This is a genomic window from Nostoc sp. (genome assembly GCF_036919595.1).
Taxonomy (GTDB): Bacteria; Cyanobacteriota; Cyanobacteriia; order Cyanobacteriales; family Nostocaceae; genus Nostoc.
The window spans coordinates 1-11,521 of the sequence record NZ_JBALCO010000044.1 but is presented as its reverse complement, the minus strand read 5'-3'; the positions used below and the strand labels follow the sequence as shown (position 1 = coordinate 11,521).

Annotated in this window: 8 protein-coding genes; 6 read left to right on the top strand and 2 right to left on the bottom strand. The window is 41.3% G+C overall.

The window, feature by feature from the left end; all coding sequences use genetic code 11:
• Positions 1-352: 352 nt before the first annotated feature.
• The gene (gene tatC / locus V7K21_RS06330) at positions 353-1,147 is read right to left on the bottom strand and encodes a twin-arginine translocase subunit TatC (protein ID WP_335172540.1); all 795 of its coding nucleotides are present in this window, start codon (positions 1,145-1,147) and stop codon (positions 353-355) included.
• Between the two features lie 502 nt (positions 1,148-1,649).
• Here tatC and V7K21_RS06325 point away from each other — a divergent pair.
• The 6 genes from V7K21_RS06325 (at position 1,650) to V7K21_RS06300 (ending at position 10,782) form a co-directional block, all read left to right on the top strand.
• A complete protein-coding gene (locus V7K21_RS06325) occupies positions 1,650-1,880 on the top strand; it encodes a hypothetical protein (RefSeq protein WP_335172538.1) in 231 nt (76 codons plus the stop codon).
• 106 nt (positions 1,881-1,986) lie between these two features.
• On the top strand, positions 1,987-2,844 hold the full coding sequence (locus V7K21_RS06320) for an SDR family oxidoreductase (RefSeq protein ID WP_335172536.1): 858 nt from the start codon (positions 1,987-1,989) through the stop codon (positions 2,842-2,844).
• Between the two features lie 770 nt (positions 2,845-3,614).
• Positions 3,615-4,952, top strand: coding sequence for a P-loop NTPase fold protein (locus tag V7K21_RS06315; RefSeq protein ID WP_335172534.1), 1,338 nt, complete (start codon positions 3,615-3,617; stop codon positions 4,950-4,952).
• A complete protein-coding gene (locus tag V7K21_RS06310; protein ID WP_335172532.1) occupies positions 4,922-10,174 on the top strand; it encodes an nSTAND1 domain-containing NTPase in 5,253 nt (1,750 codons plus the stop codon). Before V7K21_RS06315 ends, V7K21_RS06310 begins: the two co-directional genes overlap by 31 nt.
• A 60-nt stretch (positions 10,175-10,234) precedes the next feature.
• Positions 10,235-10,465: a DUF433 domain-containing protein gene (locus V7K21_RS06305; RefSeq protein WP_335134228.1), complete on the top strand. Its 231-nt coding sequence runs from the start codon at positions 10,235-10,237 to the stop codon at positions 10,463-10,465.
• Positions 10,466-10,509: 44 nt separating this feature from the next.
• Complete coding sequence (locus V7K21_RS06300; protein ID WP_335172542.1) at positions 10,510-10,782, top strand: DUF5615 family PIN-like protein; 273 nt, start codon at positions 10,510-10,512, stop codon at positions 10,780-10,782.
• Here V7K21_RS06300 and V7K21_RS06295 read toward each other — a convergent pair.
• Complete coding sequence (locus V7K21_RS06295) at positions 10,779-11,477, bottom strand: hypothetical protein (protein WP_335172530.1); 699 nt, start codon at positions 11,475-11,477, stop codon at positions 10,779-10,781. The two genes, V7K21_RS06300 and V7K21_RS06295, sit on opposite strands and share 4 nt — an antisense overlap.
• Positions 11,478-11,521: the final 44 nt, after the last annotated feature.

The following is an 11,521-nucleotide window of genomic DNA, read 5'->3' as shown; positions in this document are numbered from 1 at the left end:
TGGTCTTAATCTCCTCGAAGTTATTACTGATGCTTTAGAAGGTAATGTCTCTGTTTTCCTTTCCTCTATTACTACTAGCTAGGCAGTTACGATAAATTCTGAATTAATAATTATTTTGTCACGACCCTTGACAGGTGGACTAATTTTACTTAAACAGAAATATTAGGAGCAGTAACAACAGGTAATGTTTGGCAATTTGGCAAGTTATATCGGCAGACACAGTATATTGAGCAAGGAATCAACCTGTATCGTGTTACTGAAGAGTTGGAAATAGTGGTTAGGATCTTACTAACTGTACTCATCAACTAAGTTGAGATTTTTTTGAATTTGGAATTGAAGCAATGCGATCGCATTATTTACCTGTGAGCTTAACCAGTCCAACACCACCGAAGTAAAGCCCTAAAACTGCTCCTGCTAAAAGACTTTGAGTTAGGGGGTCAGTAGAAGGTGTAAGGACGGCTCCTAAAACCACTGCTCCCATAATCACGTAACGCCAACCAGAAACCATCCGTTTAGAGGAGACGATATTTAAATTGCCAAGCAACAATTGGATAATGGGAATTTGAAATGCTAAACCAGTGCTGAATAACAGTAGCAGCACAAATTCAAAATATTTATCAATTGACCAAAGTTGTTCAACTACATCTGCTCCGTAGCTGATGAAAAATTTCAAAGCTGCGGGGATAAGCAGTAAATAGGCAAATACTAACCCAGCCCCAAACAGCACACTCGAACCCAAAACCACAGGCCCCAGTAAACGGCGTTCGCGGCGAGTCATTCCTGGAAGCACAAACTGGATAATCTGGTAAAGAATGAAAGGACTAGTGAGTACGAAGCCAGTATAGGCTGCAACTTTGAGAGAGACAAAGAAATATTCTCCCGGTGCGAGTTGGAGAAATTTTACTCCTTGTGCTGGAACCTCAAGTAGCTGAACAATCGGCTTAACGGCAAAGAAACAGCCAATAATACCCACTGCTACGGCAATCAGCGAATAAAAAATGCGCTGTCGCAACTCTTCTAGGTGGTCGAAAAGGGACATTTCGACTTCACCTGGCAACTCATCAAGAGGATCAGTGTCTGAGTTGCCATATTCTTCTGGGTCGATGTTGGGAAGGTTTACACTATCTACATCTTGTGAAGGCGTCATGGGTTAGCTAGTAGGCAACATTTGTAACTGAGTGCTGTTGGGCGTTTAGCCCGTGCTGTTAGCGGATAGCTATGGTTTAGCCCGTGCTGAGTAATGAGCAAGATTTTTCACTTAGCACTTGGAACTCGGAACTAACTTATAATTAGTACTTATGCACTTGATATATGTCCTGTCCTTTGTGAACGGTCTTTTAACTCAGCCCTCTTCATTATTTTATCCGGGGAATGCAGCTACCAAGATATGTTTTTGGGTGCTATGGGTTTTTTATCCTGTTTTTTGGGGTTGCATCTGCATAAGTTAGTAGTAAGCCATCTTGTAGGCAATGCCTAACCTAAAAAAAGGGTGGAACCGATAATTTATAAATTACGTCTCTGCAGCTAGTAGCGCTGGGTAAATTCACACAACATCAATATAATATAATACTCAGTTTTAAAAATCCGGTTCATCAAGGTGGCATCTATACATACATAGCGCAATCGGAAATTTTTAGCTGAGGTTGGTTATGAACCGGACAATTTGCATTGCCCTAATGGCATTGCCTGTTTATTTATACAATGTTGAGCTAGGCAATACTTGTAGCAGTGACTTGCCAATTGTCAAAGACCAGTTTCCCATAATACCTGCTCTAATTGTTTACAGTACAAATGCTCAGTCACGCATATTGCCGTGGCAAATATCAGCTAGAGATGACCAAACCGAAGATTGCCTTCGGGCTGGTACTTGCAAAGATTGATACTAATTCGTAATTTGTAATACTCACCTCCGGTGAGAAGCAAGCTACGTAACTTGTAATTCGTAATTTGTAATTACAGCAGTCCCATCATCAAAATAGGAAATTAATGGTTGTAGAAAATCAAGGGACAGTAGTGGTTACAGGAGCATCAACAGGAATTGGTCAGGCGTGTGCTTTGCTTTTAGACTTGTTAGGCTTCTCTGTTTTTGCTGCGGTGCGTCAAGATATTGATGCTCAAACACTTAAACAGAAAGGGTCACAAAGGCTCATTCCAATTTTTTTAGATGTTACTGACGCTGAATCGATCGCATCTGCGGTTGATCAAGTAACAAATGCAGTCGGTGGTGCGGGAATTTTAGGTTTAGTGAATAATGCCGGAATTGCTGTCCCTGGCCCCTTAGAATTATTACCGATCGCAGAATTTCAATACCAGATGCAGGTTAATGTCACCGGACAATTAGCAGTAACGCAAGCATTTCTTCCTCTCTTACGCCAAAGTCGGGGTCGAATTGTCAATATGGGTTCCATTGCTGGTAGAAGTCCTACGCCGTTCCTGGGAGCTTACAATGCTTCCAAATTTGCGCTCGTTGCACTTACTGATGTCATGCGGATGGAGTTACGTCCTTGGGGAATCTCGGTTTCAATTATTGAACCTGGTGCGATCGCTACCCCAATCTGGGAAAAGTCCCTAAGTCAATCTGAAATAGCACAGCAGGGTCTACCACAATCTGCACAAAATCTTTACGGTAAGGCGATGAATATTGTCCGCAAGAAAATGCAGGTTATCGCATCTGGGGGAATTTCTGCGGATATTGTCGCTCAGGTTGTTGTCCAGGCGCTAACTGCAAAACAACCCAAGACACGCTATCTCATTGGACAAGATGCCAAAATCGGATCTGTGCTGAAGCATATTTTGCCTGACAAGCTGCATGACAAGATAATTTTATACTTAATGGGGTTGTAGATTATTTCCTTCTCAGTTCACCGATTCTTACTACTTCAGGGGTGGTCACCTTAAATGCAGAAGCTGTCGTGAACAAAATCGTGATTTTCATGAACAACGTTATGAATTTCATCAACAAAATCGTGATTTTCATGAACAACGTTATGAGTTTCATCAACAAAATCATGACTTTCGTCACCAATATTATGTAGGAACGAGATATAGAATTTAGTCAAAGAGCCACCACAGTACGGTTTAATTACTTGAAAATTGCTGTAACAGAACTCTATATTCAAAAAAACTTCAAAATTGTACTCAATAGTACCTTTTTTTGTGTTGGATATTTTTAATATTCATAAGAGTACCTTATTAAATATTGGCAATATAAGCTAGTTATACTTATAGTAGTATTTTTGCTTACTTAAAATAAAATATTAGCATTGCCATGTGTTACATCCAACCTATATACAGCAGATTTCAAATTGGTGTAGTACACAAACTGGTACAGCTTGGCAAAAATTTAGCTACCATCTGATTAACCAAGCAACGGGCAAAATCCCGTTGTTAAACATAGGCAAACTGACGCCACAGTGTACTAGCTCTCAAAGCCATATAGAAAGCCTGTTTTACTCCTGACTCCTGCTGTATATGAACAATTAACCGGAATGCTGCTAGTTTAGTTAGTAGTTTGAGTGAGATGTACTTAAATTAAGGGATAAATTCCCTACAACCAATATATTTATTATTCAGCAGATTTTGTCATCCCCATTCCTGAGTGAACTCGATTAGTTATGCTCCTAGATTTGGAAAGATTTTATCAGGCTTGCAATCCGAGCAGACCTTTAATCATAGGAAATGCCAGCGATCGCAGGTACTATATCGATTTTGCTGCGGTGCGGGGTGGTAAAATCATTGAGGCTTTGCAGCGCACGATCACTCGAATATCGCCGGATGTACCAACTTGTCAGCTATTTACAGGACATCTCGGATGTGGAAAATCAACGGAGTTGTTGCGGCTCAAAGCTGAATTAGAAGTGCAGCAATTTCATGTAGTTTACTTTGAGTCTACCCATGTCTTAGAAATGGCAGATGTGGATGTGACTGATATTCTCTTGGCGATCGCAGGCCAAGTGAGTGAAAGCCTAGAAGCAATGAAAATTAGGCTCAAACCTACCTACTTTAGCAAGTTGTTTGGTGAACTTGTGGATTTCTTGCAGACGCCAATTGACCTTGGGGTAGAAGCAGAGTTGTCTGTGGGAATTGCCAAAATTACAGCTAAAACTAAAGAAAGTCCGCAATTGCGGCGACGGTTAAGAGATTACCTCGAACCGAGAACTGCAAATATTTTACAGTCAATTAATCAAGAATTGCTAGAACGTGCCAACAAGGAACTGAAAGCCAGGGGTAAAAAAGGACTGGTGGTCATTGTTGATAACCTAGATAGAGTCGCAATTCGACCTTTACCATCGGGGCGATCGCTACCAGAATATTTATTTATTCAGCGCGGTGAACAGTTACGCAAACTGAATTGTCATGTAGTCTACACTATTCCCTTAGCACTGACTTTCTCTAACGATAGCGCCGAACTTCAGCATCGTTTGGGGGGTGGAGTCGCTCCAAAAGTGTTACCGATGATACCTGTACGTCTGCGCTCTGGGGAGATTTTCCTTCAAGGGCTAACGATGTTGCGGCAAATGGTTCTAGCTAGAGCTTTTCCAGACATCTTGGCTAGCGATCGGTTAAGCTTAATTACAGAGGTGTTTGATAATCTGGAAACCTTAGATCGGTTGTGCCTGATTAGTGGTGGTCATGTCCGCGACTTGCTAGGGTTATTGTTTGACTGTCTGCGAGAACAAGATCCACCCTTTGATCGGGAGTGTGTCGAATTAGTGATTCAAAGACAGCGCGATTACCGAGCCAATGCCATCGACCCCCATGAGTGGGAACTAATCTTTCAGGTAGTGCAACAGCAGAGAGTTAGAGGTGATATAGAATACCACATTCTCTTACGAAGTTTATTTGTATTTGAATACCGCGATCATCAAGGAGCTTGGTTTGCCGTCAACCCAGTTTTAGCAGAGACGGAAAAATTTAAATCATGGTTGAACGACACCCACAAGCAGATATAAGAGCAGCTAACGAGCGGGCCTTACGCAGTTTGAAAAGAGCAATTGACCTTTCTAAGGGTCAATTCTCCCTGGTTTTGGTGTGCTGCAACTATCGAGTTTTGCAAGAGCAAATGTTGCAACGACTCGAAGAACTCTCTTCAGGAGGACACCAAATTCAAAAGGTAGTTCTGCCGCATAATGCTAGAAGCCTTTACACAAGTATTCATTTACAACTGCTAACCGAAAATAATCCGCCATCGGCATTGATGATATTGGGTTTAGAGTCAGTAGATGGACTCGATGATCTACTTAGGTCGATCAATCATATTCGTGATGAATTTCGCAAACGCCACCCATTTCCGATGATTTTATGGGTGAATGAGGAAGTATTGCAAAAGGTGGTGCGTTTAGCACCAGATTTCGCTAGTTGGGCGGCTACACCAATTCAGTTTGGAATGAGAACTCAGTCATTGCTGCAATTTTTGCAACAGGAAACTGACTCTTTGTTTGCCACGGTGTTACCAAATACACCACCTGATAATTCAGGTGATGTGGAAAAGCTAACGCCAAACCTTGGAGGATTGGAGGAGAATTCAAAGCCTCTCAAAAAGCAGGAGAGAAGTTTTCCAAATCCTGTGAAAAGTCAGAATGCTTTCCAACATCAACCTCCTGAAGTTGTAAAGCATTATTCCACTGTAGAGCAAGTCTGGGAACATAGCTATGAACTTCAGTTTGCCATTAGAGAGTTGCACAATCGGGGTATTACCTTAGAGCCAGAATTACACGCTAGTTTAGAATTTGTTTTTGGTTTAGATAATTATATTAGCGATCGCATCAATACAGCTTTAAACCATTTTCAGCAAAGCTTGCAAGTTTGGCAAAAGTTGGTGGAGAAAGGGGATGAGGGAACAGGGGGAGGAAGGGGCGATGAAGAAGTATTTTCTTCGCCATATCCTCCATCTCCCCCATCTCCCCTACTTCTACGACAGGGAGTCTTGCTGTTTTATATTGGGCTGTGTTATTGCCGTTTCGCAGAGCAAAATCAAATAGAAAACCGCCGCCATTGGTACACAGCTAAATCTTCTTTTCAGCAGTGCTTGAATATCTTGCAGGTGGCTGGGCGTTCAGACATAGTTGCTGGATTTATTGGTAAACTTGCAGAGGTTTTGCAGTATCTACAAGAGTGGGAAGAATTGCAGACGGTTGCTCAAAAGTCTTTGGAGTTGCATCAAACTTATGGTAGTCAAATCCAATTAGCTTGTGACTACGGTTTTCTGGCGCAAGTGGCTGTGCAGCAGTCGCGCTGGGTACAGGCGAGTATATTAGCACACGTATCACTGCTGAAATTAGCTGAAGCGCAAAAGCATAATAACCCTTATAACTGCTTATTTCCATTATTATTGGGGCAAATTTACTATTTAGTTTTAGCAAAAGCACAGCGAAATTTAGGTGAGCTAGAAGTAGCTCGTGAATACCTGGACAAAGCGACAAAAGAACTGCCAGCAGCCTTAGAAAGCAGTGCCCATCAATACGATGCCCATCGTTATATTCGCTTATTGCGGAGACTGCGATCGCTTTACTTTGAAGAAGGTCGCTATCTGGAAGCCTATTACATTCGACAAAAACGGCGTTCTATTGAGCAGCAGTATGGTTTTCGGGCTTTTATCGGTGCAGGGCGCTTGCAACCGCAAAGACAGGCGACAAATCCAGCATTGATGTCATCTTCTGGGAGTAGCACCGTTGCTTTAGAAATTGCTGCTTCTGGTCGGGAGCGTGATATTGATAACTTAATTGGCAGAATTAGCCGCGCCGATAAAAAATTGACGGTGATTCACGGTCAATCAGGGGTGGGTAAGAGTTCTATTGTAACTGCGGGTTTAGTTCCAGCACTACAAAATCGAGCTATTGGCGATCAAATAGCTGTGCCTGTGGTGCTGCAAGTTTATACCGATTGGGCGCGGGAACTAGGAAAATCTTTAAGTGAGGCGATGTCTAGTGATGCATCCCTTGCCATCTACGCTGATATTAAGTTAGAAGTAGCCATTGAACCGGAAGCTTTGCGCTACTCTGGCACACCGATCACCATCGTGAGAATTTTACAACAACTCCAAGAAAATGCTGATAACCATCTGATCACAGTTTTAATTTTTGACCAGTTTGAAGAATTTTTCTTTGGTAATAGCGATCGCATTTCAAAGCAAGAATTTGATAAATTTATTAGCGACTGCCTGAATATACCCTTTGTGAAAGTTATCCTTTCTTTGCGAGAAGATTATTTACATCGGTTATTAGACTTTAAACATCTTTCCGCATTGGAAGCGATTAATAACAATATTCTCGACAAGCATATTCGCTACCAGTTAAACAATTTTTCACCAGAATATGCGAAAGCGATTATCCAAAAATTGACAGAGCGATCGCAGTTTAATTTAGAGCCGGCTTTAATTGATGCCTTAATCGAAGATTTATCAACAGAATTTGGTGAAGTTCGCCCCATTGAATTGCAAGTTGTCGGAGCGCAAATCCAAGATGAGCGGATTACTACATTAGAAGAATATCAGCCATATAGACCCAACAAACTTATTGAGCGATATATTAAGGAACTAATTAAAGACTGCGGTCCAGAAAATGAACGAGCCGCCTTACTGGTATTATACTTATTAACAGATGGAAGTAACAACCGACCTTTTAAAACTCGTGCTGAGTTAGCGGCGCAGTTAGCAGAAGTAGAAGATGCTGGCAAATTAGAGTTAGTATTAGAAATTTTAGTTAGCTCCGGGTTAGTAGTCCTATTCCCTGATGTCCCAGAACGTTATCAACTGATTCACGATTATTTAGTAGACTTGATTCGCTACCTACAACAACAGGAATCGAGCTTACAGGTACAACTTAATCAGTTGCGCTATAAAGTAGAACAGAGTCAAGCTGAGATTGAGCGACTTAAAAGCGAACTTAGCCAAAATAAGCAGCGCTCCAAATTAGTAGATACTCATCCCCAACAGGGTTTGGACTTATTAACAGAATTGCGGGAGTTACACAAGCGGGAAGAATTGAGTCAGTTAGAAATTGAGCAGTTGCGAGCTGAACTTAAAGAAAAAGAATTAACATCTCAACTAGCAGAAAGTCAAAAGAAACAAAGGCTCAGTGAAGCTCAATTAAATCGTTCGTTGAAAATCGCACTGACTGCTTGTGTTCTCGCTATATTGGGATTAAGTGTTTCTATAGTCACAGCAATAGATAGCGAAATTAAAACCCTCAGTGCATCAAGTGATGCCCTCTTTGCCTCCCAAAAAGGTATTGATGCCTTAAAGGAAGGTTTAAAAGCGGGGAGAAAATTACAACAAACAGTCTGGGTAGATTCCTATACAAGAGAGGAAGTACAGACGGTGCTTTATCAAGCAGTTTCTGGGTTAAGAGAATATAACCGCTTGGAGGGGCATATATCTGGGGTAAATAGTGCTACATTTAGCCCCGATCGCTCTTTAATTGCCTCAGCCAGTGCCGATACTACAATCAAACTCTGGCGTCCTGATGGTAGCTTGGTCAAAACCTTGTCGGGGCATGAAGATGTAGTTAATAGCGTCGGTTTCAGCCCCGATGGTCAAATCGTAGCTTCCGCCAGTCAAGACAAGACGGTGAAACTGTGGAGTCGAGAGGGTCAACTGCTTGCTACCTTATTCGGGCATCAGGGTGTGGTGAATAGTGTCAGTTTTAGCCCAGATGGTCAGATTATTGCCTCGGCGAGTAGCGACAAAACAGTAAAACTGTGGAGTCGGGATAACAAGCTGCTTAAAACTTTGCAGGGACATAATGGTGCAGTCTTGAGTATCGCTTGGTCACCTGATGGACAGATCATTGCTTCCGCGAGTGCTGATAAGACAGTAAAATTGTGGAGTCGTGATGGTAAGCTGCTTAAAACCTTGCTCTTACATGATGATGCAGTCAAAAGTGTAGCTTGGTCACCCGATGGAAAAGTGATCGCTTCTGCTAGTTTAGACCAGACAATCAAACTGTGGAATCTGGAGGGTAAACTACTGAGAACCTTATCAGGGCATAGTGCTGGAGTTACCAGCGTCAGTTTTAGCCGCGATGGTAACACGATCGCTTCCGCAAGTACCGACGAGACAATCAAACTTTGGAGTTCTGAAGGTGTGCTGCTGGGAACGCTGAAGGGACATAATAATTGGGTTAACAGTGTCAGTTTCAGCCCAGACGGTCGCACCCTAGCTTCTGCAAGTCGGGACAAAACTATTAAACTCTGGCATTGGGACGATGTGTTACTGCGAAAGCCCAAAGCCGATAATGATGACTGGGTAACTAGCATCAGTTTTAGCCCTGATGGTCGCACCTTAGCAGCAGCGAGTCGAGACAAAACTATAAAACTTTTCAGTCGAGACGGGAAAATACTCCGTACATTCACGGGGCATGAGGGTGAAGTTTGGGGAGTCAGTTTCAGCCCCGATGGCCAGGCGATCGCTTCGGCTAGTAAAGATAAAACAGTGAAGCTTTGGAGTCTTGACGGTAAACTGCTCAACACCTTACAGGGTCATAATAATACCATCTTGAGTGTAGCTTGGTCACCTAATGGTCAGGTGATTGCCTCGGCCAGTAAAGATAAAACAGTAAAGCTTTGGAGTCGCAACGGTAAACTGCTCAACACCTTGCAGGGTCATCAAGATGCGGTAAATTGGGTAAGTTTTAGCCCAGATGGCAAGTTACTAGCCTCAGCCAGTGATGACAAAACAGTGAAAATCTGGAGTATAGATGGTAAATTGCTATACACATTAACTGGTCATAGTCGCCGGGTAAATGGGGTTGCTTGGTCGCCCGATAGTCAGGCGATCGCTTCAGTTAGTATTGATAGCACGGTGAAGATTTGGAGCAGGGATGGTGATTTGCTAAATACTCTCACAGGAGATGGCGATAGTTTTATAAGTGTGAGTTTTAGCCCCGATGGCAAGACTCTGGCAGCTAGCAGTGATGACAAAGTGAGAATTTGGAACCGCGAAGGGACGTTGTTGATTGCTTTGAAAGGTGATAAGCAAGAGTTAACCAGCGTCAGTTTTAGCCCTGACGGCAAGACTTTGGCTGCGGGTAGTGGTAATGGCACAGTAATTTTCCAGAATTTGGCAGATATTCAACTCGAAAATTTACTCACGCAGGGTTGCCATTTGCTACATGATTATTTGCAGACTAATCAGAAAGTAATGAATAGCGATCGGGCCTTGTGTTCTGGTAGGTGATGGAGAAGAATGTTGAAAGGCGTTATATATATTAATCATCTATCCAAATAATCCTAACTAATGCAAAAAATTGTATCCGATCCAAAAATAATGATGGGCAAACCTGTCATTTCAGGAACTCGTATTACAGTTGAATTAATTCTCAAAAAGCTTGCTGCGGGTGAAACACCTCAGCAAATACTCGAAGCGCATCTGCGACTTAGCAATCAAGGAATTAAAGCAGCTTTGGCATTTGCGGCTCAAGCTTTGCGTTATGATGTGGTTTACCCAACGATTGAGAAAGCTTCTTAAAGTTTTTAGGATACGAAAATTTAGATTGGCAAATCGTTTAACGTCTGCGGCTAGATGGTCACGAAGTTGTGTATGTTGTGGAAATGCAACCAGGGATTCCTGACGATGAAGTTTTGAACTTGGCTAATAATGAAAGTGCAATTTTGTTGACATCAGATAAAGATTTTGGTGAGTTAGTTTTCCGTTTGCGTCGAATTGCCGCAGGTGTGGTGTTAATTTGGTTATTCGGTTTAGCTTCAAATAATGTACTTAGTGACTCGTGGTCAGAAAAAAACCGAACCCAGATAACAACAATGAGGCAGAGGTGGGTAATTTAATCTGTATATATAATTCCAATGTTTTCTACAAACTCCTTTTCTTTTAATTTCAAATAACTCTCTCTTGTGGGAATAAAACGATCTACTATATCTTGTTTATATAAATAAACCATCTCTTGTGTAATGAAATGCTTATTTAAAAGTTTAATTGAAGAAGTTTCAATAAAATTTTTAATTTGTTTTTTATCCTGCTTTTCCTCGAACTCAGAAGATAATCTCAGAATAATATTAGCTGGATTTCTATCTTTTTTGGAAGAAATAAAAATTTCTTTTATCCCTTCTCTATCTTGAATCTCATTATCTTCAATTATTGAATTTAAATAAAATAATTGCAATGCCTTTGGTCTTACACCAGTAAAATTTAATTTATCTGGATACTTAGCTGTACTGAAAGACACTTCGTTATTCACTTTATAAATTCCATCAGGATGTTCTCCTATTGCAAAATCACAGAATACTTGATAAGCACTTCTTTGCTGACTTATAGAATAAACTGTGAAGTAATTTGAATAGGTTGTTACCCAAAACCAATTTTCTAAGGCTTTACATTGTTCGAGTGTCGGTTCTGGATTTAGTCTAAAATATTCAGATATAAAAATTAATTGAGTTGGATAAGGCAATAAACGAATATCTATTACAGATAATTTTTGTAACTGCCTAGCTAGTAGTAATAGAGGAAAGGAAAACAGAGACATTACCTTCTAAAGCATCAGTAATAACTTCGAGGAGATTAAGACCA

Coding starts and splice junctions, on each gene's coding strand:
- V7K21_RS06320 (WP_335172536.1), top strand. CDS start 1,987: ATGGTTGTAGAAAATCAAGGGACAGTAGTGGTTACAGGAGCATCAACA.
- V7K21_RS06305 (WP_335134228.1), top strand. CDS start 10,235: ATGCAAAAAATTGTATCCGATCCAAAAATAATGATGGGCAAACCTGTC.
- V7K21_RS06310 (WP_335172532.1), top strand. CDS start 4,922: ATGGTTGAACGACACCCACAAGCAGATATAAGAGCAGCTAACGAGCGG.
- tatC (WP_335172540.1), bottom strand. CDS start 1,147: ATGACGCCTTCACAAGATGTAGATAGTGTAAACCTTCCCAACATCGAC.
- V7K21_RS06325 (WP_335172538.1), top strand. CDS start 1,650: ATGAACCGGACAATTTGCATTGCCCTAATGGCATTGCCTGTTTATTTA.
- V7K21_RS06315 (WP_335172534.1), top strand. CDS start 3,615: ATGCTCCTAGATTTGGAAAGATTTTATCAGGCTTGCAATCCGAGCAGA.
- V7K21_RS06295 (WP_335172530.1), bottom strand. CDS start 11,477: ATGTCTCTGTTTTCCTTTCCTCTATTACTACTAGCTAGGCAGTTACAA.